At 67.8% G+C, this 20,918-nt stretch carries 20 protein-coding genes; 10 read left to right on the top strand and 10 right to left on the bottom strand.

Features of this window, described 5'->3' with window-relative positions:
- The 4 genes from folE to NMK44_RS31980 form a co-directional block, all read right to left on the bottom strand.
- Complete coding sequence (gene folE / locus NMK44_RS31995; protein ID WP_254739396.1) at positions 1–648, bottom strand: GTP cyclohydrolase I FolE; 648 nt, start codon at positions 646–648, stop codon at positions 1–3.
- Positions 649–697: 49 nt separating this feature from the next.
- Positions 698–1,174 (bottom strand): 6-pyruvoyl trahydropterin synthase family protein, encoded by a 477-nt coding sequence (locus NMK44_RS31990; protein ID WP_254739398.1) that lies wholly within the window; start codon positions 1,172–1,174, stop codon positions 698–700.
- 123 nt (positions 1,175–1,297) lie between these two features.
- Positions 1,298–1,669 (bottom strand): hypothetical protein, encoded by a 372-nt coding sequence (locus tag NMK44_RS31985; protein WP_254739400.1) that lies wholly within the window; start codon positions 1,667–1,669, stop codon positions 1,298–1,300.
- Between the two features lie 358 nt (positions 1,670–2,027).
- A complete protein-coding gene (locus NMK44_RS31980; RefSeq protein WP_254739402.1) occupies positions 2,028–2,966 on the bottom strand; it encodes a helix-turn-helix domain-containing protein in 939 nt (312 codons plus the stop codon).
- A gap of 127 nt (positions 2,967–3,093) precedes the next feature.
- Between NMK44_RS31980 and NMK44_RS31975 the strand changes: the two genes are divergently transcribed.
- Positions 3,094–4,137 carry a saccharopine dehydrogenase family protein gene (locus NMK44_RS31975; protein ID WP_254739404.1) on the top strand — a complete coding sequence of 348 codons (1,044 nt, stop codon included), beginning with the start codon at positions 3,094–3,096 and terminating at the stop codon, positions 4,135–4,137.
- A gap of 24 nt (positions 4,138–4,161) precedes the next feature.
- On the opposite strand, the gene NMK44_RS31970 is transcribed toward NMK44_RS31975, so the two are convergent.
- Entirely contained in the window at positions 4,162–4,560 is a 399-nt protein-coding gene (locus NMK44_RS31970) for a VOC family protein (protein ID WP_254739406.1), read from the bottom strand.
- Positions 4,561–4,662: 102 nt separating this feature from the next.
- Between NMK44_RS31970 and NMK44_RS31965 the strand changes: the two genes are divergently transcribed.
- Positions 4,663–5,685, top strand: a complete 1,023-nt coding sequence (locus NMK44_RS31965) for a helix-turn-helix transcriptional regulator (protein ID WP_254739408.1) — start codon at positions 4,663–4,665, stop codon at positions 5,683–5,685.
- A gap of 27 nt (positions 5,686–5,712) precedes the next feature.
- Here the strand turns inward: NMK44_RS31965 and NMK44_RS31960 are convergent, their stop codons facing one another.
- A complete protein-coding gene (locus tag NMK44_RS31960) occupies positions 5,713–6,255 on the bottom strand; it encodes a class I SAM-dependent methyltransferase (protein ID WP_254739410.1) in 543 nt (180 codons plus the stop codon).
- 280 nt (positions 6,256–6,535) lie between these two features.
- Here NMK44_RS31960 and NMK44_RS42490 point away from each other — a divergent pair, with 280 nt between their 5' ends.
- From NMK44_RS42490 to NMK44_RS31945, 3 genes are all read left to right on the top strand, one after another.
- Entirely contained in the window at positions 6,536–8,128 is a 1,593-nt protein-coding gene (locus NMK44_RS42490) for a restriction endonuclease fold toxin-2 domain-containing protein (RefSeq protein ID WP_254739412.1), read from the top strand.
- A 23-nt stretch (positions 8,129–8,151) separates the two neighbouring features.
- Positions 8,152–8,595 carry a hypothetical protein gene (locus NMK44_RS31950; RefSeq protein ID WP_254739414.1) on the top strand — a complete coding sequence of 148 codons (444 nt, stop codon included), beginning with the start codon at positions 8,152–8,154 and terminating at the stop codon, positions 8,593–8,595.
- 145 nt (positions 8,596–8,740) lie between these two features.
- Positions 8,741–9,052 carry a putative quinol monooxygenase gene (locus NMK44_RS31945; RefSeq protein WP_254739416.1) on the top strand — a complete coding sequence of 104 codons (312 nt, stop codon included), beginning with the start codon at positions 8,741–8,743 and terminating at the stop codon, positions 9,050–9,052.
- Positions 9,053–9,162: 110 nt separating this feature from the next.
- Here the strand turns inward: NMK44_RS31945 and NMK44_RS31940 are convergent, their stop codons facing one another.
- Positions 9,163–10,995, bottom strand: a complete 1,833-nt coding sequence (locus NMK44_RS31940) for a TerD family protein (protein WP_254739418.1) — start codon at positions 10,993–10,995, stop codon at positions 9,163–9,165.
- Positions 10,996–11,409: 414 nt separating this feature from the next.
- Positions 11,410–11,766, bottom strand: a complete 357-nt coding sequence (locus NMK44_RS31935; protein ID WP_254739489.1) for a hypothetical protein — start codon at positions 11,764–11,766, stop codon at positions 11,410–11,412.
- A gap of 217 nt (positions 11,767–11,983) precedes the next feature.
- Here NMK44_RS31935 and NMK44_RS31930 point away from each other — a divergent pair, with 217 nt between their 5' ends.
- Positions 11,984–12,754 (top strand): HAD hydrolase family protein, encoded by a 771-nt coding sequence (locus NMK44_RS31930; protein ID WP_254739420.1) that lies wholly within the window; start codon positions 11,984–11,986, stop codon positions 12,752–12,754.
- A gap of 473 nt (positions 12,755–13,227) precedes the next feature.
- Here the strand turns inward: NMK44_RS31930 and NMK44_RS31925 are convergent, their stop codons facing one another.
- The gene (locus NMK44_RS31925; protein ID WP_254739422.1) at positions 13,228–13,854 is read right to left on the bottom strand and encodes a class I SAM-dependent methyltransferase; all 627 of its coding nucleotides are present in this window, start codon (positions 13,852–13,854) and stop codon (positions 13,228–13,230) included.
- A 63-nt stretch (positions 13,855–13,917) separates the two neighbouring features.
- On the opposite strand from NMK44_RS31925, the gene NMK44_RS31920 reads away from it, so the two are divergent.
- Both NMK44_RS31920 and NMK44_RS31915 read left to right on the top strand, forming a co-directional pair.
- Positions 13,918–14,580 (top strand): TetR/AcrR family transcriptional regulator, encoded by a 663-nt coding sequence (locus NMK44_RS31920; protein WP_254739424.1) that lies wholly within the window; start codon positions 13,918–13,920, stop codon positions 14,578–14,580.
- A 239-nt stretch (positions 14,581–14,819) separates the two neighbouring features.
- Entirely contained in the window at positions 14,820–16,886 is a 2,067-nt protein-coding gene (locus tag NMK44_RS31915; RefSeq protein ID WP_254739426.1) for a discoidin domain-containing protein, read from the top strand.
- Between the two features lie 201 nt (positions 16,887–17,087).
- Here the strand turns inward: NMK44_RS31915 and NMK44_RS31910 are convergent, their stop codons facing one another.
- Positions 17,088–17,735, bottom strand: coding sequence for a TetR/AcrR family transcriptional regulator (locus tag NMK44_RS31910; protein ID WP_254739428.1), 648 nt, complete (start codon positions 17,733–17,735; stop codon positions 17,088–17,090).
- A gap of 67 nt (positions 17,736–17,802) precedes the next feature.
- Between NMK44_RS31910 and NMK44_RS31905 the strand changes: the two genes are divergently transcribed.
- Together NMK44_RS31905 and NMK44_RS31900 are read left to right on the top strand one after the other, a co-directional pair.
- Positions 17,803–19,137 (top strand): GH1 family beta-glucosidase, encoded by a 1,335-nt coding sequence (locus tag NMK44_RS31905; RefSeq protein ID WP_254739430.1) that lies wholly within the window; start codon positions 17,803–17,805, stop codon positions 19,135–19,137.
- Positions 19,138–19,543: 406 nt separating this feature from the next.
- A complete protein-coding gene (locus NMK44_RS31900) occupies positions 19,544–20,587 on the top strand; it encodes a TerC family protein (protein WP_254739432.1) in 1,044 nt (347 codons plus the stop codon).
- Positions 20,588–20,918: the final 331 nt, after the last annotated feature.

Genomic DNA, 20,918 nt, shown 5'->3' with positions numbered 1-20,918 from the left:
TCAACTCCGCTCATATCGCGCGCCGGCCGGAGCGACCAGGTGCAGGAATTCCGAGCGTGCGGGGCCGGTCTCCAGCAGCCCGCGGAAGGAGGAGGTGTAGGTCGACGAGCACTGCTTCTCCACACCCCGCATCATCATGCACATATGGGATGCGACCACGACGACTCCGACACCGGCCGGGGCGAGGGCCACGTCGAGCGCGTCCGCGATCTGTTCGGTGAGGCGCTCCTGGACCTGGAGGCGATGGGCGAACATGTCGACCAGCCGCGGGAGTTTGGAGAGCCCGACAACCCTTCCGGTGGGGAGGTAGGCGATGTGTGCGCGGCCGAAGAACGGCAGCATGTGGTGCTCGCACTGCGAGTAGAACTCGATGTCGCGGACGACCACCAGATTGTGGGTGTCCTCCTCGAATATCGCGTCCCCGATGACGTCGGAGACCTTGACGCCGTACCCCTCCGTGAGGAACTGCATCGCCTTGCGCACCCGCTCAGGAGTCTTTCTCAGACCCTCCCGTTCCACATCCTCACCGATCAAGCCGATCAGCTCACGCACGAGCGTCTCGATCTGCCGGTTCCCGTCGTCGATACCGTTCGACAGCCCGCTCTCCGCACCCAGTTGCACCACTGGGTCGTTGGCGACTGATGTCATCGTGCCCTCCTCGGATGGAATGCGAAGTCCATGCCGCGTCCTACGCGTCCTACGGAACGGGTCGGTAGGACGCGGCATTGACGTGTGTTTCGGACACCTTGACCTGGGTGATCGACGCACCGCTGGCATGGGAGATCGATTCCAGGGTTGCCCGGGCCACGCGGAACACCAGCTCGGCAACGTTCTCCACGGTGGGAGCTGTCAGATCCGCCGCCAGCTTCTCGGCATCGGTGGGATCGTCCTGCGCTCCGAACCGGAAGATCTTGCACTTCTCCTCGCCGAGTGCGCCGACGAGGGGGTCAGCGGCACCCAGCATGGTGCCGTGGTCGAGCCATGTGTCGATCCACGTCCTGATCCCGGCTTTGAAGTCGCCGAACTCGGCCACGGTGCCGCGGTCGGTCCGCGGTGCGGACACCGTGACCTCACACCACCAGGAATGACCGTGGAGGTTCGTGCACTTACCGCCGAGATGGGGCAGTCGATGAGCTGTCTCGAAGTTGTGGCGAACGGTTACCGAGTGCGTCATGCGCACCTCCGTACGGTGTCAGTCGGCCGGAGAGGCCGCGATGTGGTGGGGGTGCGCACGTGCATCGGGACCGACGCCGACGGGAGCCCACCTGTACTCGACCCGTCGCGCAGGCACCGCGACTCAGTCGGCGACGCTCCAGGTGACCCTGGCTCCGCCCTCGTCGACCACCGCCACAGCGGTCTCCAGCACGGGCAGTCCCTTGCCGATCAGGTAGTCGCCGAGCTCCCGCGCCACGGCCTCGCATGACGCCGAGCCCAACTCCCGCTCCCCGGCGCCCCACCACTGCCGCAACTCCTCCGCCAGATCCATGAACTCGATATCGCGGTCGTCATGACGGACCAGGACGTCCGCGCGCACACGGAAGACATGCCGATGCCGGCTGGCGAGATGAGAGCGCGCGGGCGGTGCGGCCGGGTAGCGGTGGTAGCCGGGCAGACGTTCCTCCACCCACACCGACGACCTCACGGCGCGACCCGGCAGTGCATCGGTCATCGCGAATTCCCCAATCAGCCGTGCGACATGTGTCGCAGGAGGGTCGATTCCTCGCCATCAAGCTGCGAGCCGAACTGGATGATGGTGACTGATTCCCATCGGTTCAGCCTTCGCCTCGGTGACCCGGAGCGGCTCATCAGGTACACACGACCGCGTCCCGCCGGGTGACGACGTCCCGCGTCCACCGCGATCCGCGGCAACGTCGCCGCCGTGACCTGCGGTGTCGCGGGATTCCGCATCGCCGTGCCACCTGGCGGGCCCGCCACCGCGGACACTCCGGACAGCGTGTCCCGGGACGTTGCCGACACATGTGAGGGGTGCTTGAACAGTGGGGTTCTTTCTAGGATTTACCGCCGCCTCAGGGGCGGAAGGTGCGGCGGTAGGCATCGGGCGGGACGCCGACGCTGCGGTGGAAGTGGCGGCGCAGGGTGGTGGCGGTGCCCATGCCCGTGGCGGCGGCAATGGTGTCCACGGTGGCGTTGGTGGTCTCCAGTAGCTCCTGGGCGTGGCGGATGCGCTGGGCGTGGAGCCATTGCAGTGGTGTGGTGCCGGTGAGGTGCTTGAAGTGGCGGCCGAGGTGGCGGGAGCTCATACGGGCCTGGCGGGCCAGATCCTCCACGGTGAGCGGTTGGTCCAGCCGCTCCAGCGCCCAGGGGAAGAGCCCGTCCAGCGGATGGTTGCTGCCCGGGGCGGGGAGGGGGGTGGCGATGAACTGGGCCTGGCCGCCGTCGCGATGGGGTGGGATGACCAGACGTCGGGCGATCTTGTTGGCGTCGGCCGAGCCGTGGTCGAGGCGGACCAGGTGCAGGCACAGGTCCATGGCGGCGGCCTTGCCCGCGGAGGTGAGGACGTCGCCGTTGTCGACGTAGAGGACGTCCGGATCGACGGTGGCCGCCGGGTGGCGCCGGGCCAGCTCATCGGTGTGGGCCCAGTGCGTGGTGGCGCGCCTGCCGTCGAGCAGTCCCGCCGCGCCGAGGACGAAGGCACCCGTGCACAGCGAGGCCACCCGGGCACCGGCCTCATGGGCGGCACGTACCGCCTCGACCAGCTCGGCGGGCGGTTCGCGGTCGGTGTCGGCCCAGCCGGGGACGATCACCGTGTCCGCCTGTGCGAGGTGGTCGAATCCGTGGTCGGGTTCGAGACGGAAACGGCCGACGTGTACCGGACCGCTTCCGCAGAGGGTGAAGTCGTACCAGGGATCCACGATGTGGGTCAGGTCGGATCCGAAGATCTCGACGGCCACGGACAGTTCGTAGTGGAGCATGCCGTCGGTGACGGCGAGGGCGACAGCAGCCATGTCCGAAACTGTACGCGGCATGTCGTTTCCGACACTCGTGAGGGGTGCCGCCGCACGGACAGGATGTGGGTGTCAGACCGCGGCGGCTCGACATCGCGGCGGGCGTTCGAGTGCACAGGAGAGTGTCATGGGGTCAGGTCAGCTGGTGGCGGTGTTCGGCGCGTACGGTCACACCGGGCGGTTCGTGGTCGCGGAGCTTGCCGCGCGTGGGTTCGTGCCGGTGCTGTCCGGGCGCAACGCGCAGCCGTTGGAGGAACTGGCCCGCGAGCACCGGCTGGAGGCCCGGGTGGCATCGGTCGAGGACCCGGCTTCGCTGGACCGGGCCCTGGCGGGCACGGCGGCGGTCATCAACTGCGCCGGCCCCTTCGCCTCGACCACCGGCCCCGTCATCGAGGCCGCGCTCCGCACGGGCATCCCCTACCTGGACGTGGCCGCCGAGCTCGAGGCCAACCTCGACACCTTCGCCCACTACCGCGAGCGGGCCCGGGAGGCGGGCGCGGTGATCGTCCCGGCCATGGCCTTCTTCGGCGGCCTCGGCGACCTGCTGGCCACCGCGGCGATGGGCGACTGGACCGAGGCCGACGAGGCCCACATCGTCTACGGGCTCAGCAGCTGGCACCCCACCACCGGCACCCGGCTGTCGGGCGCGGTCTCCCGCGAGCGGCGCGGCGACCACCGCCTGCGCTACAGCGGCGGACAGTGGGAGCGCCGCACCGACGCCGCGCCCACCCTGGAGTGGGCCTTCCCGGAACCGATGGGCCCCCGGCAGGTGATCGGGGAGTTCACGATGGCGGACGTCGTCACCGTTCCCCAGCATCTGTCCATCCCCGAGGTGACCACCTACATGAGCGCCGAGGCGGTCCGCGACATCGCGGATTCCCACACACCGGCCCCGACCGCCGCCGACGAGAGCGGGCGCTCCGACCAGACCTTCCTCGTCGACGTGGTCGTGCGCTCCGGCGGAGCCGAACGCCGGGCCACGGCCGCCGGCCAGGACATCTACGCCGTCACCGCACCCCTCGTCGCCGAGGCCCTCGAGCGCGTCCTGACCGGCCGCACCAAGGCCGTCGGCGTCGTCACCGCCGGCGAGGTCTTCGATGCCCCCGACTTCCTCCGGGCGCTCGCCCCGCATTTCGCGCTCGACCTGCACCCGCAGCAGCAGAACGCCTGATCCCGCCCGCGAGTGCGCCCGGTCTCAACGGGCGAACTTCTCCATGGCCGCCTGGGTGACCGGGGTGAAGAAGTTGACGAGGTTGCCGTCAGGGTCACGGAACAGCAGCGACCGGTTGCCCCAGGGCATCGTGGTCGGCTCGTTGACGAAGTCGGACACGAAGCCGGTCAGGTTCTCGTACACGCGGTCCACGTCATCGACCAGGAACTCGATGATCACGCTGTGGTTGTCGGCCGGGCGGGAAGAGCCCGGCGCGAACAGCGGGACGGTACGTGTGCTCGCGATGGCGAGGGTGGCGCCGGGCGTCTTGAGTTCGGCGAAGTCCTCGGTGGCCCAGGCCGCCGAGACCCCGGTGGCCTTCTCGTAGAACGAGACGAGGCGTGCGACATCACCGGTGATGACCCGGATCGAGACGAAGTCCATGATGCTCTCCCTGGATGCGTGAGATGCGTTGAGCCGTTGCACCTCGGACGCTAGAACACATACTGGACAGATTCCGTCCAGTATTCGCGCTAGCCTCGGAACATGTCCCGACCCACCGGCCGCGTGCTCACGCTCCTGGAACTGCTGCAGTCGGGCGGCACCCGGACGATGGCCGAACTCGCCGACCGGCTCGGCGTGGACGGACGCACCGTGCGGCGATACGTGGACCAGCTGATCGACCTCGACGTACCCGTCGAGGCGGTGCGCGGCCGCTACGGCGGCTACCGCCTCGCCCCCGGCTACCGCGTACCTCCGCTCATGCTCAGCGACGACGAGGCGCTCGCCGTACTGCTCGGACTGGTCGCCGGCCGCCGAACGGGGTTGATGACGACGACAGCCACCGCGAGCGAAACGGCGGCGGCCAAGATCCGGCGGGTACTGCCCGAGCGCCTCGCCCGCCGGCTCGCCACGGTCCTGGAATCCCTCGCCTTCACGGAACCGTCCGGCGAGTTCGCCACCCCCGACGCCGGGGTCCTGCTCACCGTCGCCGATGCGGTGCGTCACCGCCGACCGGTCTCGATCAGGTACACCGACCGCGACGGCCGCCGCAGCGACCGCACCCTGCACCCGTACGGACTCGTGGCCCATTCGGGCCGGTGGTACGTCACCGGTACGGATCCCGGGATCGGGGAGGACGAGGACCGTACCTTCCGGCTCGACCGCATCACGGACGCCAGAACCCTTCCCGGGTCGTTCGAGGCACCCGCCGGAGTGGACCCGGCTCAGCGTGTCCTGTCCGGGTTCGCCACCGCGGCGTACCGGCACGAGGTGACCTTGCGGATCCACGGAACGGTCGAGCAGATCCGCACCCGCTTTCCGGCTGGCGTCGCGAGCGTGGAGGACCCCGCCTCTGCACCCGGCACGGCCCCTGCGACCGAGCGCTGGCGGCACGTGGAACTACGGGCGGAGCGACTCGACTGGCTGCCCCCGCTCCTCGCCGCCCTCGACCGGCCGTTCATCATCGAGCGCCCCGACGAACTGCGCGACCTCGTCATCGCACTCGCCGACCGCCTCGCGACCCGCGCCCGTGCGCACGGCGACCAGGAGGAAGGCCCCGTCCCCTGAGATGCCACCGCCCGTGGCATCGGGCACTCAGGGCTTCCGGTGCACGGAAACGGCGTACTTCCCGTCGGCGTAAGGATCACGGGACCACGTCGCGTACCTGGCCTCCAGGGTGAGCCCCGCCGCGCGGCAGTGCGCGTCGTGGTCGTCCAGCGTGTAACCGCGGTCCAGGGCGAAACCCGCGACGAGACGGCCGCCCGGACGCACATGGGCCGCCGCCCCGGCCACCAGGGCCGGTTCCGTTCCCGGCGGGGTGAACAGGGGGACATTGCCCGCCAGCACGACGACATCGAACGACAACGCCAGGTCGAGGTGGACAAGGTCCTCCTGATACCAGCGGATCTCCGGCGCCAGCCGCCGGGCGGTGGCGAGCATCGACCCATCGGTGTCCACGCCCACCACCTCGATCCCGTGACGCACCAGCTCAATGGCCACCCGTCCGGTGCCGCACCCCGCGTCGAGGACCGTGCTGGGCCCGAAGGAGCGGACCAGCGCGGCTTCACCGTGAATGTCCCCACCCTCGGCGGCGATGCGGTCGAACCGCGACTGGTACTCGTCACCGTTCCACGTCATGCGGCCAGAGTGTCATACGCATGGACGCGCGCGAGGACCCGGCGTCGCACGCCACTTGCCGCTCCAGGCCCGCCCGAGGAAGCAACGGCCCAGCACCTCGCTTTGGACACACCCATGTTGGTGTGCCGGGGCTCTCCCTCGGTACGCACTTTCCCCCTATCCGCCAGAAAGGAAGCCCGCGTCGAACCAGACCCGCCTCTCCGCAAGTCGCACAGGGGTCCCGTGAGTTGCTCTCGATAAGCTGTTCGGGTTGTGGTTCGGCTCTGGGGGAGAAGCAGCAGTGGCAGACGTACACGTCAAATCAGACCAGTTAGTGGGCATTTCCGGCGGTTTCAACAAGCACATGAACTTCCTCGTGGAGGTCGTCAACGCCTTGGTAGTGGCGTTGGGGGCTTCCAAAGGCATGGCCGGCGATGACGAGGGGGGACGCAACTTCGCGAAGTTGTACCAGGGTGCCGCACGTGAAGCAGTGTTTCAGATGGCTTTCTCCACGTACACCATGGGCAACCTCTCCGCCAACGTGATGCAAATGGCCTTCGACTTCCTGCGGACGGACAGCAAGGTCGCAGCATCGATGCTGAACAAGTTCTCGCCGGACGAAGCCATCAATATGCTCAGAAGTCCAGCTCCGAGTCAGTGCGACCCGACCGGCAGTGAGGATGACCTCCCGGAAGTCGTCGACAAAGAGACCTGGTGGGACGACTTCACCACGACAGGGCCGCGCGGAAACCCGAGCAGGGCCAAGGAGGCAGGGAAAGCTTGGCGTAAAGCTGGGGAACTACTGGATGAGACGCGAATCAGCGCGCAGACAGGCCAGCAGATACTGGTCAAGGACTGGGCCGGACAAGCAGTCACGGGATTTGTCAGCTACTTCGACATCTTCATAGGCAGGGGTGACCGCCCCTCAAAAACAACTCAGAACGAGGCACTGTTGGCGAATATCGCCACGGCTTGCCATGAGATTGCGGACTCCTGCGACGCCTACGCCGGGCACGTGGAGGACGCCAAGAACGATAAGCTGTGGTCTCCCCCCGATTCCGTGTATGACAACGACAACGACCATGGCCTCAACGAGGCAGTCTGCGCCGACACGAAGATCAACGGGTTGGGACGGATTCCAGGAATTCTCGACGGATCGGGCCGCCGGGCGAAGCTGCCCGAACCTTCAGCTCCCTGGGACCCGGGCCTCCCGTCCATCTTCCCGGCGCCTCCCTTGCGTGTGCCGATGCCCGCGATCCCGGTGGCAGCGAAGGCTCCGGGCGGAACCCCGGGCCCAAGCAGCGTCTTGCTAGCGTTCTACGAGCGACCTGACCATCTGAAGCCAAAACCGCCACGCCCCGGCGTGAACCCCAAGGGCCCGATCCCCCCGGAGCCCGGCGCGAAGAGATTGAGCCCAGCGGAGCAGGCCCGTTTCCGTAAGTGGATGTCCGGCCTCCATCAACACGACTTCGCTAACAATCGAACCGAGAAGGACCCAGCCAACCGCTATCAGGCCGATACCGCGGGCTATCCTGAGTACGATCTTCCCTTGCCACCTGACGGAGGCAAGAAGAACGTCCAGCAAGCGGATGGACTGCGAGCAGAAGACGGATACGCTCTCGACGCCAAGTATGTCAAGAAGCCGAATTCATGCGAATCGCCACGCACACTGGAAAAGCTCCAACTCCCCGACGACGTTAAGAAGCCATGGGAAATCAGCAACCATGGGGGTGATAACCGTGAGATCAGGGACTACGGTCGCGCGATCAATGCTGATGGAAGCAAGGTCAAAGGCCTCGAAGTCATCACGAACGGCCCGGAAACCATGGCGTATTGGCAGTACCTGATGGCAAAACAGGGCGTGCCGGGAAGCGTTCGGTACCACCCCGGTTAGAACGACCGAAGAGAGAGCGATCAATGACTCCCGATGAAGCCGCACTCGTCATCACGAACTACTACTTCGCCCCAGCTGAAGGTGAGCAGTGGCAGGTTACTCCTGAACGATTCGCCCAGGAAGCCGAGGATCGGTGGCCCAATTGCACAACCAACACTGCTGCGAGCGAAGTCAGCACTGGCCTGGAAGTTGAGTTTGCGATGACCTTCAGCAACGAGGCCGAACGGCATGGGGCTTACAACCCAAGCCACGGGCTAAGTCTCTACGGTCACACAGCTTTGGACGCAGCCGAGTTCATGTCCTGGTTTGTCACCATGCTCGAGCCCGACTTGCGTGTCCTGTTCAACAACGCGGAGTCCATCGAGGACGGCGACTACGACGACCACGTTCTGCCGCGTTCGATGGGCGTGCGGCCCATGGCCGAGGCATTGGCCACGCATCTGGCCGGAGCGCTCCTCGAGGAGTGAAGCCGTCGGCGGCAGCCTGGGGGGACCTGGATTCGCGGCGGGCCAACCGACAGAACGGGACGCACGATGAAAGATCGCCTACCGTGACTGGTTGTCCGAGCCTCCGCGCTACCGGCAAAGACACAGCCCACCTCTGAGGAGCACGTTGTTCGACCTCATCGTCATCATCCGGGTCTCCGAGGGCGCAAGCATCGATCCTGTTGCCGACGCCCTGTCCCGGATGCGTCCCTTGTGCCTGGCAGAAGACGGCTGCGTCAGCTGGGAGGCGTACCAGTCACACCAGGACCCCCACCGCTTCGTCCTGGTCGAGCACTGGGCCAGCCGCGCCGACTGGGAGGCACACGACGCCGGTGACGCCATCCAGAAGATCTACATCCCGGAGATCATGCCGCACATCGAGCGCGAAGTGCATCCGAGCATGCGCGTGCATCGCCCGCACGAAGCGGTGACCGAGTGAATCCGTCACGGGTGTCCGACCGGCTCGGCGGACACCCGTGACCGGGAGCGCCCAGCCGCGAGTCCGGGTGCGCGACGACGGGCTCGGATCTCCCGGAGAACGCCCGTGGGTCAGTCGGTGACATCGACTCCGTAGCCGCGGGCGAGGTCGGCCAGACCATGGTCGTAGCCTTGGCCGACGGCGCGCAGCCGCCAGCTCTCTCCTCGGCGGTAGAGCTCAGCGAGGATCATGGTGCGCTCTGTGGTGGCGGCGTCGAGGGTGGCTCGGGCGGTCGGAGCCGCGCCGATCCCGCAGCTGGCGGTGATCTCGATGGCCCCGACGTCTGAGAAGGTCGCGGTGCCATCGATCGCGGCGGCGATGACGACCCGGTGGATCTCCACGGGCAGGCGCTCCAAGTCCGTGATGACGGCTTGCTCCGTGGGGCCGTCCGTGGCGAGCCGCACGGTGCCGTCCGGGTGCTCGGGTGTGCGGTAGAAGACGAAGTCCTCGTCCCCGGCCACGTGTTCCTGCGCGTCGACCGCGAAAGCGACGACGTCCACTTCGCAGACGGTCTGTTGACGCCATGTGGCGGCAACCGTCCAGGCCGTGCCGGTGCCGGGCAGGTCGATGACGGCGCCTCGGACCAGTACCTCTCCCGTCTCCGGCCGGCTCCCAGCCGCGCTCTGTGCCGGCGGAGGCGTGGGGGCGAGCAGCCAGTCGGCGTCGTGGACAGGGAGGCCGAGGGCGGTGATGCGCGGCATACGGCGATCCGCTTCGCCGCCGGACAGCACGACGACATCGGTCACACTGGCGGAGAGATTGACCGCCGCGGACGCACCAAGGGCAACGGCACGGGCACGGGCTTCTGCAGCCGCGTCGTGGGCGCCGCCGAGGACCAGGACCCTGCGTCCGGTGAGCGACCGGGCCGTACCGGCGGTGGGCGCGACCGGCATGGCCGTAGGCGGTGCCGGGACACTCAGTCCGGGTCCCGGCTGTGCGGTCGTCTCGCTCGCGGCCATCTCGGCTGCGGGACGCCGACGGGCGGTGCCCTTGGCGCGGCCGGGCTGTACATTTCCCAGCAGCCGCAGGTAGGTCGGCTCGTCCACGAGGGGAACGCCCTCGTCCGCGGCGCGACGCAGCTTCCCGGATGCGGTGCCGGGGTCATTGGTGACGACGACGCTGGTCTGACCGCTGACCGAGGTCATCATGTTCAAGCCGGCCGCCACCGAGCGGGCGACCAGTTCCTCGCGGGAGATCTGAGTGTCCCCGGTGATGGCGACCTTCATGCCCTGCACCAGCGACCCACCCGACTTCATACGGCCGGGATTGCGATACGGGCAGGGCGTCTTGGGAACGTACGGCCTGTAGTCCTGGCGGGGCGGGCACTCCAGCAGCGGCAGGGACAAGCCCAGTCGCTCGGCGGCGCCGAGCGAGCCGCGCAGGATGCCGGAGAGCACTCGGACGTCGTCCTGTGCATCGTGGGCCTTCTCCTGGCGCACGCCGTAGTGCGCGGCGAGGGTGCCCAGCTTGAGGTCGGACGTCGCGGGCCCGACCAGCCGATTGAGGGCCAGTGTGCACAACCGTCTGCTGACCGGGGCCCAGGAGCGGACATGGGCGAACTCATGGGCCAGGAAGTCGTAGTCGAACTGCGCGTTGTGGGCGACCATGACCCGACTGCTGAGCAGAGCCCCCACCTGCGGCGCGACCTGTTCGAAGGTGGGGGCGTCGGCGAGTCGCTCGGGGGTGAGGCCGTGGATGTGGACCGGACCGGGGTCGCAGCCCGGGTTGAGGAGAGTGAAGAACTCCCCCGTCTGATTGCCGTGTGCGTCCAGTGTGAGCATCGCCAGGGACAGGACGCGGTCCCGTCCCGGTCTCAGTCCGGAGGTCTCCACGTCCACGAGCACCCAGTCGTGGAAGAAGTCAGGCAGCGTCGGCCACTTCGGCCTCGACGACGGCAGGGTCATAGGTGGCCTCCCCCCCCCGGAAACAGCGGCGCGCTCGGCCTCTCCGTGGTGAGGTCGGCGGGGTCGGATTTTCGCATGTCTCGCGTGCTGTTCGTGGTGAATCCGTGATGGGAAGGCAGATCGGGCTCGTCCCGGTCATCGTTCGGTCTCGGCGACGGCTGAGAGGCAGTGTTGCCTGCTTCCGCCCCGCACCCTGCGCCCCGCAGCTCGCCAACTTGCCTGCGCATCATGCGATGTGTGAGTCGGCGTTCATGGATGTCGCCCTCCGCGCCGACACGGACCAGCGCCAGGCCGGGCAGCGATGGTGTGTCGTGGTGCGGCTACCAGGATGCAGTCCGCGACGAGCACAGATCACACCAGCCACACCGAGATCACCGCACCGGGTCAGCGTGTCACTCAGTGAGTCTCCCCGCCTCAGCGGAACTCGTGGATCACCTGGATCTCGCCGATGATGTGGGCGTTGAAGTCGTCCAGGTCCTCGGCCGGAACCCAGAGCTCGAGAATCGTCTGCCCGCCGGTCTGCTGGATGGGATACCGGCTCAAGAACCCCGACTCGACCTCGAAACGAGTGACGAAGCCGGCGCCATCGTGCTTCACGTTCCAGTCTCGCGCGATCCTGACCGCGTAGTCCTCGTTGAGGACCGGGTAGAAGATCGGCTGCTCGGGCAGCCGGGGCGGCCAGGCACGCCAGTTCAGCTCCCGAACCAGATCCAGCTCCGCGGGGCCGGTGGGACGCCACAGAGTTGTTGCTTGCCGGCCGGTCATCTGCATCGCTCCCTGAGCGTGGGTCACCGTACGAAAGGTGGGAGAGCGGACGATACCGGCAGCGAACTCGGCGGCCACGCGATTCCGCACCCTGACCGGTCGTTACGGGACCATCCTTCGGCCGTGTCTCCTGTGCTCTTCGCACGCCGGCAGGTATCGGTGCGGAGCCGTGACCTCAGCGGACAACAGGCCGTGTACGGCGTCGGCTCGATATCATCTCGCCGTGATCATTTCCAGCGCCAGCACCACGGTCTTCGACATCGACGGTACTCTCTGCTTCGACGGACGGATGATCGACAGCAAGATCTTGGCAGCCATCGAGGACTGCGAACGTGTCGGCCACCAACTGGTCTTCGCCTCCGCCCGGCCGGTCCGCGACCTTCTGCCCGTCCTCGACGGGGCGTTCCCCACCGCCACGCTGATAGGCGGGAACGGCAGCCTTGTCTCGGTCGGCGGCCAGATCCGAGCACGTGCCGCGTTCGGTACCGACGAACTCGGCCAACTGCTGGCGGAAGCCGAGCGGTTCCGGGCCGGCTACCTCGCCGACGGCCCCTGGGACTACGCCTACACCGGTCCGGCCGACCACCCGATCCTCAGCCGTGTCGACCAGGGCCGCCTCGCCCGCCAGGTCGAACTCACCGATCTCCCTGCCGTCGTGAAGTTCCTCGTGGTCGACGCGACCGATATGACAGCCCTCGCAGAGGCCGGCCGCACCCTCGGGATGACCGTCAACCACCACCTCGACGAGGCGATCATCGATTTCGCCCCGGGCGCCACGAACAAGTGGCAGGCGCTGGTCTCGCTGGGGATCGACCAGTACAACGCCTTCGGCAACGACATCAACGACCTCGACCTGCTGCGCAACGCACAGCACGGGGTCCGCGTCGGTACCCACCCAGGCCTGGACGGCGTCGCCCGTGTCACCGTCGCCCCCGACCCGGACGCCGTCGCCGCCGAGATCTCCCTCTTGGCCGCCGCGACGCCTGCGGCCTGAGGGCTGTACCGTCGGTCAACTGGGCATCCCGATCGAGGATGGCCGCTACGCCTCGCGATCGCCTCCGGGCGGTCGTCCGCCACACTGAACCCGGCGCAGGCTGTTGCGGATCTGGTGATCTGGTGCACCAGCCGCGGGAAGACCGCGCGGATGTGCCGTCGACGCAGGCAATCCCGGATCACGCGGAACGAGTACGCGCGATCCGCGTCACCGGCACCGGCACCGGCACCGGCACCGACGGCAGCGGCCCACGCACGCAAGGCCGACACGTCGATGCGTACCGCGTCGCCATGTCCGGCCATGTCCGCGGGACTTGACGGTCCGTGGCAGGCGCCTCCTCGTCACACGTGTCCGCGCCGGCCAGCTCGTCGCCCATGCCGTCGGCGGAAACTCCGCGTCGCGCACGAGATGAACACGTATGAGAACGACCGCAGCCGACATCCGCGGCCCGACGGCGCCCGGTGCGGCTGAGCTCACGCCGCGGCGGCGGCGCGGTGCAGCGTGAACCAGAACGTCGGGACCGGGTTGGTGCCGGGTGTCACGTCGACCAGCTGCCACCCGGTGAACCTGGCGCTGAGTTCGTCGGCGGTGACGCCGGAGATCGGGTCGTCGAACGCCTCGGGCCCGTACCCGAACATCAGCAGTCGTGCGCCGGGCGCGGCACGCTGCGTGAGGCCGGCCGCGTAGGCGTCGCGGCGGTGCGGTGGGATCCCGCAGTAGCAGCTCAGGTCGAAGAACAGATCGTACGGGCCGGGCACGCCCACCTCGTCGAGTCGGGTGGCGTCGCCGCACAGCACCGTGACATCCGCTCCGGCTGCGGCAGCCTTCTCCCTCGCCTGCCGGACCGCGCGGTCGACCAGGTCGACGGCCGCCACCCGCCAGCCATGCCGGGCCAGATACACCGCGTTGGTTCCGGTTCCGCAGCCGAGTTCGAGGACCTGGCCCGGCATCAGCGCGCCGGGCCACTCCACCAGGGCCATGAGCTCGGGCGGCGTGATGCCGCTGTCCCACGGCGGCTTGCCGTCCCGGTAGAAGTCCTCCAACTCACGGCGCACCGCCGCCTCCTGGTCGAGCTCCGCTGCCGTCCAGGTCTTACTCATCACTACCCCTCCAAGAATTTAGAGTCTTCCTCTAGTGACTGACTCTAGAGATAGACTCCCGATATGGATGCGGTCAAGGGATCCGACGGACAGAACGTCAAGCGCCCCGACAAGCGGGCCGAGCGCTCGCGGCGCACCCGCGAGAAGATCGTCGCGGCGGCGCGGGACCTGTTCGTCGCGCAGGGGTACGGCGCGACAAGCCTCCAGGAGGTCGCGGATCGCGCGGGCGTGGCCGTTCAGACCGTGTACTTCGTGTTCCGCAACAAGCGCGCGCTGTTCAAAGATGTCGTCGACACGTCCATCGCGGGCGATGCCGAACCGATCGCCACGATGGACCGCGACTGGTTCCGCGCCGCGTGCGCCGAACCCACCGCGGCCGGGCAACTGCGCGCGCACCTGCGGGGCGTACGCGACATCCTCGGCCGTGTCGCCCCGATCATGCCGCTGATCGCGGCTGCGGCGGCCACGGACCCGGAGATCGCCGCGCAGTGGCCCGCCGACCCCGACCCGCGCTACACCGTCCAGCACGCGGCAGCGGAGGCACTGATCTCCAAGCCCGACGTCCGCCCCGGCATCGATACCGCCCGCGCCGCCGACCTGCTGTACGGGCTGCTCAGCCCGGAGCTGTACCTGCTCTTCGTCCACAACCGGGGCTGGTCCCCCGAGGCCTGGGAGGAGTGGGCCCGCGCGGCCCTCACGACCGCCCTCTGCGCTGATCACGCGTAGGCCACCGACCCTTGGGGCGCCGTGAACAAGCGCCCGTCTTCATGAGTCGTCGCTGAGAACCGGGCGCCTGAAACACCCTCAAGAAACAGCCTGGGCTGTTCACGACGACCTCAAGCGTGGAAGCGCACCAAGGACTGGTGAACTCCCGAACGTGAACGCCGCCAGGGGGTTGGCGTTGCGGGCTCGCGTCCCTAACGTAGAGCGGAATATGAGCACCGCTCACATTTAAGGATCACGCGATGGCCATCGTTCAACCTCTGCGCCGCGGACTCCGATCGCTCGCGGTCGTGTCGCTGCTTCTCGCCGTGACCGCCCTGGTGCTCGGTCCGGCGCCCAGCTCCGCGGCGGAGTCCAACTGGTGGGATCCGTCCGCGAGGCCCGCACCCGACTCGCAGATCAACGTCACGGGCGAGCCCTTCAAGGGCACCGACTCCCAGGGCCGCGTCAGGGGTTTCGTCGACGCCCACGACCACATCATGTCCAATGAGGGCTTCGGCGGCCGGCTGATCTGCGGCAAGCCGTTCTCGGACCAGGGCGTCACCGATGCGCTCAAGGACTGCCCCGAGCACTACCCCGACGGCTCGCTCGCCATCTTCGACATGATCACCAAGGGCGGCGACGGCAAGCACGACCCCAATGGGTGGCCCACCTTCAAGGACTGGCCCGCCCATGACTCGCTGACCCATCAGCAGAACTACTACGCCTGGATCGAGCGGGCATGGCGCGGCGGCCAGCGGGTGCTGGTCAACGACCTGGTCACCAACGGCGTGATCTGCTCGGTGTACTTCTTCAAGGACCGCGGCTGTGACGAGATGACCGCCATTCGTCTCGAGGCGAAGAAGACGTACGACATGCAGGCCTTCATCGACAAGATGTACGGCGGCCCGGGCAAGGGCTGGTTCCGGATCGTCACGGACAGCGCGCAGGCCCGCAAGGTCATCGAGCAGGGCAAGCTGGCCGTCGTCCTGGGCGTCGAGACCTCGGAGCCGTTCGGCTGCAAGCAGATCCTGGACGTCGCGCAGTGCAGCAAGGGGGATATCGACCGGGGCCTGGACGAGCTGAAGGAACTGGGCGTCAGCAGCATGTTCCTGTGCCACAAGTTCGACAACGCACTGTGCGGGGTGCGCTTCGACTCCGGCACGCTCGGTACGGCCATCAACGTGGGCCAGTTCCTGTCGACCGGCACGTTCTGGAAGACGGAGACCTGCCGCGGCCCGCAGCACGACAACCCCATCGGCAACGCGGCGGCACCGGAGGCGGAGAAGCGGCTCCCGAAGGGCGTGGCCGTCCCCTCGTACGCCTCGGGCGCGCAGTGCAACACCCGCGGACTGACCGACCTGGGCGCGTACGCGGTGCGCGGCATGATGAAGCGCAACATGATGCTGGAGCTTGACCATATGAGCGTCAAGGCCGCTGATCAGGCCTTCGACATCCTCGAATCCGAGTCGTACCCCGGCGCCATCTCCTCGCACAGCTGGATGGACCTGGGCTGGACCGAACGCCTCTACAAGCTCGGCGGGTTCGCCGCCCAGTACATGAGCGGCTCCGAGGCCTTCAGCGCGGAGGCCAAGCGCACGGACGCGCTGCGCGAGAAGTACAACGTCGGCTACGGCTACGGCACCGACATGAACGGTGTCGGAGGCTGGCCGGCGCCACGGGGCGGGGACACCCCGAACCCGGTGAAGTACCCCTTCCGCAGCACGGACGGCGGCTCGGTGATCGACAAGCAGACCACCGGCGAACGCACATGGGACTTCAACACCGCCGGCGGCGCGCACTACGGCTTGGTGCCGGACTGGATCGAGGACATCCGGATCGTCGGCGGTCAGGGGGTCGTCGACGACCTCTTCTCGGGAGCCGAGTCCTACCTCCGCACCTGGGGGAACTCCGAGAAGTACCAGGCCGGGAAGAACCTCGCCGCGGGCGCGGCCGCGACGGCGTCCTCGTCGGAGTGGTGGAACCCGGTCGTCAGCTTCAAGCCCGGGAAGGCGGTGGACGGCGACACGGGCACCCGCTGGGCCAGCGAGTGGAACGACGACCAGTGGCTGCGGATCGATCTCGGATCCGCGCAGCCGGTCAAGCGCGTCACCCTCGACTGGGAGCGAGCGTACGCGAAGTCGTACCGCGTCGAGGTGTCGGAGGACGGCACGAACTGGAAGTCGGTGTGGTCCACGGCCTCCGGCGACGGCGGCCTGGACACGGCCCGTTTCACCGAAGCCCAGGCGCGCTACGTACGCGTCAAGGGGCTGGAGCGCGGCACCCAGTGGGGCTACTCGCTTCGCGAGGTCGGCGTCTACGGCGGCTGAGGCACCGACGAGTCGGTGTCCAGGGCCCGGGCCCTGGCCCTGGCCCGGCTCCGGTGGAGCGTTCTTCGATGCTCGCCGCGTGCCTTCCCGGACGGCTACCGGATCAGCCCGCGGCATCTGGTGCAGGCGGCACCTCCCAGGGGTAGTTGGGAGGTGCCGTTGCCGGACGTCGCGGACCCGAGGTGATCCACAAGCCACGGCCTAGTCCTGCTGACGGGTCGCCAGGTGCCGGATGCGATCGTTCAGATAGCTGATGAGGACTCGTTTGCACTCAGCGATCAGCTGGGGGTCGCCCTGCGGATCCGTACGGAAGGCCAGTTGCAGCACACCGTCCGCGCACTCAAGGGCCACCCGCACGGCGATCTCGAGTTCGGCGTTGTCCTGGACACCGGTCAGGGACGCGGTCAGTGTGCGCAGCGACCCGGCGACCGCGGTGTTGTTGTCGCAGTTCGGCTCCAGGATGTGGCCCTGTCCCACCACGCCGAAGTCGACCACGCCGAACCCGGTGATCGTCCGGCGCATGGCGATGTACTCGTCGACGGTCACCTCCACGATGCCCGGGATGCCGGCGGGCGCCTCGCGCTCCAGCCGGTCCGCGACCCGCGCCAGGAAGGACTCCAGATTGCGGGCGGCGAGCGCGCCGATCAGCCCCTCCCTGTCGGAGAAGAACTGGTAGAGGGTGCCGATGGGTACCTCCGCTCTGCGTGCCACCTCCTTGGTGGTCAGCGCGGCATAGCCGGCCTCGTCCAGGAGTTCGGCGCAGGCATCCAGCAGCCGTTCGAAGCGTTCGACGCTGCGCTTCTGGACCGGCAGCCGTCGCAGCGCCCCCGCAGCGCGGTCTTGATTCATGCTTCCAGCATCCCATCGCAACGGCTAACATGAGCACCACTCATGTTTCGCGTTTCGGGGGGTGTGCGTGACACTGGACCATCTGCCCGTGGACTTCATCTGGGGTGTCTCGACGGCGTCGTACCAGATCGAGGGCGCCACCGAGGAGGACGGTCGCGGACCGTCGGTATGGGACACCTTCACCGCCCGCCCCGGCACGATCCGCGACGGGCACACCGGTGATGTGGCCTGCGACCACTACCACCGGTACGAGGAGGACCTCGCGCTGATGGCCGAGGCGGGCCTCACCGGCTACCGCTTCTCCATCGCCTGGCCCCGGATCCAGCCGACCGGCAGGGGCGAGGTCAACCTCCGGGGCCTGGACTTCTATGACCGGCTGGTCGACGGCCTGCTGGTGCACGGCATCGAACCCGTCCCGACCCTGTTCCACTGGGACCTCCCGCAAGGCCTCGAGGACGACGGCGGCTGGCTGAACCGCGACACCGCGCACCGCTTCGCCGAGTACGCCGCCGTCATGGCCGACAAGCTGGGAGACCGCGTCCAGAAGTGGATCACGCTCAACGAGCCGTTCATCCATATGGTCTGGGGCTACGGCCTCGGCACCCACGCACCGGGCCGCACTCTGTTCCTGGACTGCCTGCCGGTCGCCCACCATCAGTTGCTCGGTCATGGCCTGGCGCTGAGGGAACTGCGGGCGCGCGGCCTCCAGGTGATGATCTCCAACAACTGCACCCCGGTCTGGCCCGCCTCGGACACCCCCGCCGACCGCACCGCCGCGCGGGCCTATGACAGCCTGCACAACCGGCTGTTCAACGATCCGATCCTCATGGGCACCTACCCCGACCTGTCGGCCTTCGGCTCGGACGCCTCGCTCGGCCGCTCCGTCCGGGACGGCGATCTCGAACTGATCTCGGCACCCCTGGACGCGCTCGGTATCAACTACTACAACCCGACCCGGATCCGGACACCGACGTCCGAGGGGCTGCCGTTCGAAGAGGCCCCCATCGAGGGCTACCGCCGCACCGCCTTCGACTGGCCCGTCGTCCCCGACGGTCTACGGGAACTGCTCGTCGGCCTCAAGGAGCGCTACCCGGCACTCCCGCCGGTCCACATCACGGAGAACGGCTGCTCGGCCGAGGACGTCGTCGCCGCGGACGGCACCATCGCGGACCTCGACCGCATCGACTACCTCGACACCCACCTCCGGGCCGTCGACGCCGCCGTGGCCCAGGGCGTGGACGTACGCGGCTACTTCACCTGGACCCTGCTGGACAACTTCGAATGGGCCGAGGGTTTCCACCAGCGCTTCGGACTCGTCCACGTCGACCACGACACCCAGGTGCGCACCCCGAAGGCGTCCTTCGCGTGGTACCGCGACCTCATCCGCGCGCACCGCGGCTGAGCTCCCGGAACAGGACGCAGCACAGGTCAGGCAGCTCCCAGCGGCGTTCGCGCCGGCTCAGCCCAGACGCCCGCGCTCCGATTCTTCCCGATACTCAGGGCAGTCAGGGTTGCGGCACGGGCCGGGGCTCCACACGGGCACGAAGATCCCGAGAGTCTTGTGCCGCTTGATGACCGTGTCCAGGGCGCCCTTGCAGGCCGGGCATGCAAGCGCCTCCTGCGGGCCGTCCCTACGCTTTACTTTACTCATTCTTTAATAATAGCCGCCTCGGGTGATAAAAGTAGTGTCTCGTTCAATTTCTCGCTCCGAGGGCATTGCTGCACTCGCTGGGTCCGGCGAATTGCCGCAAACTCCTGTATGAGGGTCTGCGCGTTCGCAAGGGCAGGACACGGAGAAGGTGGCTGACGTGCTCGAGGTCCCACTCTGGCTCTGGGGAGCGTTCGCCGCGACAGTGGTGGGGTCGCTGGCGGTAGACCTGCTGGCCCACCGCACCGCCCACGTCATCGGCTTCAAGGAGGCTGCTGCCTGGAGCTGCCTGTGGGTGGGCCTGGCACTGGCCTTCGCCGGTGTCGTCTTTCTCGTCCTCGGCACAAAGGCCGGTACCGAATACACCACCGCGTGGCTGCTGGAGAAGAGCCTGTCGGTGGACAACCTTTTCGTCTTCGCAGTGATCTTCGCCTATTTCAAGGTCCCTCGTGCCTACCAGCACCGGGTCCTGTTCTTCGGCGTGATGGGCGCCCTGATCTTCCGCGGGATCTTTCTCTCGCTCGGCGTCGCCGTCGTCAGCCGCTTCACCGCCGTGCTGTTCGCCTTCGCCGCGGTGCTCTTCTACAGCACCTACAAGCTCCTCAAAGGCGACGAGGAGACCTTCGACCCGGACAAGAGCTTCGCCTTGCGACTATTGCGCAAGATCGTCCCCGTGCGGGACGAGTACGCGGGCATGAAGTTCTTCGTCAAGGAGGCCGGCAAACGCGTGGCGACCCCGCTCCTCGCGGTGGTCGCCGCGATCGAGGGCGCCGACCTGATCTTCGCGGTCGACAGTGTTCCCGCCGTCCTGGCCGTCAGCGATGACGCCTTCATCGTCTACACCAGCAACGCGTTCGCGATCCTGGGCCTGCGGGCCCTGTACTTCATGCTCGCGGGCCTGCTGGACCGCTTCCACTACCTGAACAAGGGCCTCGCGATCATCCTCAGCTTCATCGGCGTCAAGCTCATCCTCCAGGCGTCCCACAAGATGATCAGTAGCAGCATCCCGGAGATCCCCTCGCCGATCAGCCTCGCGGTCATCGTGATCGTTCTGGCCGCATCCGTCGCCCTCAGCCTGCTACGCCCCGCCCCGGCCCACCCGGCCCCCGGGGGTGAAGACGAACAGGAGGATCCGGCAACCATGCGCCCTGGACCGGGCAGCCCCCTGGGCGCGGAGCGGGAGCCACGCGACGACCCGCCCTGAACCACGTGACCGTATGCCACCTGCCCCCTGACCCCTGGCCCCGAGAAACAACTGAGTTGAGCTCCGCCCGGGCCGGGGCATGCCTCCCCTGCGGTCCAAGTGGCACGGCCGCTTCGGGTCGAAGTAGCCAGCCGTTCACAACTCTTCTGTCAGGGAGCGCAGTTCGGCCACCACGTCGGCGCCGGACGGTGCGTGATCGGGGTCGGCCGGCCACTGCGGCATCGGGCCGGAGAGCAGCGCGAGCGGCACCGATCGGGCACTGCAGAAACCGCATGAAGTCACCGCACACCGGACAGGATCTTCGCCCCCGGAGGGACGCCGTCACCGACCT

Origin of the sequence: Streptomyces cucumeris (assembly GCF_024295805.1) — a bacterium.
GTDB lineage: Bacteria > Actinomycetota > Actinomycetes > Streptomycetales > Streptomycetaceae > Streptomyces > Streptomyces cucumeris.
Note: the sequence above shows the minus strand (reverse complement) of the source record. Positions and strands in the feature narration are given on the sequence as shown.

What these genes read in the sequence shown, in the direction of transcription:
- NMK44_RS31965 (WP_254739408.1), top strand. Translation starts at nt 4,663, where the DNA reads ATGTCCCGACCCACCGGCCGCGTGCTCACGCTCCTGGAACTGCTGCAG.
- NMK44_RS31985 (WP_254739400.1), bottom strand. Translation starts at nt 1,669, where the DNA reads ATGACCGATGCACTGCCGGGTCGCGCCGTGAGGTCGTCGGTGTGGGTG.
- NMK44_RS31980 (WP_254739402.1), bottom strand. Translation starts at nt 2,966, where the DNA reads ATGGCTGCTGTCGCCCTCGCCGTCACCGACGGCATGCTCCACTACGAA.
- NMK44_RS31920 (WP_254739424.1), top strand. Translation starts at nt 13,918, where the DNA reads ATGGATGCGGTCAAGGGATCCGACGGACAGAACGTCAAGCGCCCCGAC.
- NMK44_RS31915 (WP_254739426.1), top strand. Translation starts at nt 14,820, where the DNA reads ATGGCCATCGTTCAACCTCTGCGCCGCGGACTCCGATCGCTCGCGGTC.
- NMK44_RS31990 (WP_254739398.1), bottom strand. Translation starts at nt 1,174, where the DNA reads ATGACGCACTCGGTAACCGTTCGCCACAACTTCGAGACAGCTCATCGA.
- NMK44_RS31975 (WP_254739404.1), top strand. Translation starts at nt 3,094, where the DNA reads ATGGGGTCAGGTCAGCTGGTGGCGGTGTTCGGCGCGTACGGTCACACC.
- NMK44_RS31940 (WP_254739418.1), bottom strand. Translation starts at nt 10,995, where the DNA reads ATGACCCTGCCGTCGTCGAGGCCGAAGTGGCCGACGCTGCCTGACTTC.
- NMK44_RS31960 (WP_254739410.1), bottom strand. Translation starts at nt 6,255, where the DNA reads ATGACGTGGAACGGTGACGAGTACCAGTCGCGGTTCGACCGCATCGCC.
- folE (WP_254739396.1), bottom strand. Translation starts at nt 648, where the DNA reads ATGACATCAGTCGCCAACGACCCAGTGGTGCAACTGGGTGCGGAGAGC.
- NMK44_RS31950 (WP_254739414.1), top strand. Translation starts at nt 8,152, where the DNA reads ATGACTCCCGATGAAGCCGCACTCGTCATCACGAACTACTACTTCGCC.
- NMK44_RS31935 (WP_254739489.1), bottom strand. Translation starts at nt 11,766, where the DNA reads ATGCAGATGACCGGCCGGCAAGCAACAACTCTGTGGCGTCCCACCGGC.
- NMK44_RS31925 (WP_254739422.1), bottom strand. Translation starts at nt 13,854, where the DNA reads ATGAGTAAGACCTGGACGGCAGCGGAGCTCGACCAGGAGGCGGCGGTG.
- NMK44_RS31910 (WP_254739428.1), bottom strand. Translation starts at nt 17,735, where the DNA reads ATGAATCAAGACCGCGCTGCGGGGGCGCTGCGACGGCTGCCGGTCCAG.
- NMK44_RS31970 (WP_254739406.1), bottom strand. Translation starts at nt 4,560, where the DNA reads ATGGACTTCGTCTCGATCCGGGTCATCACCGGTGATGTCGCACGCCTC.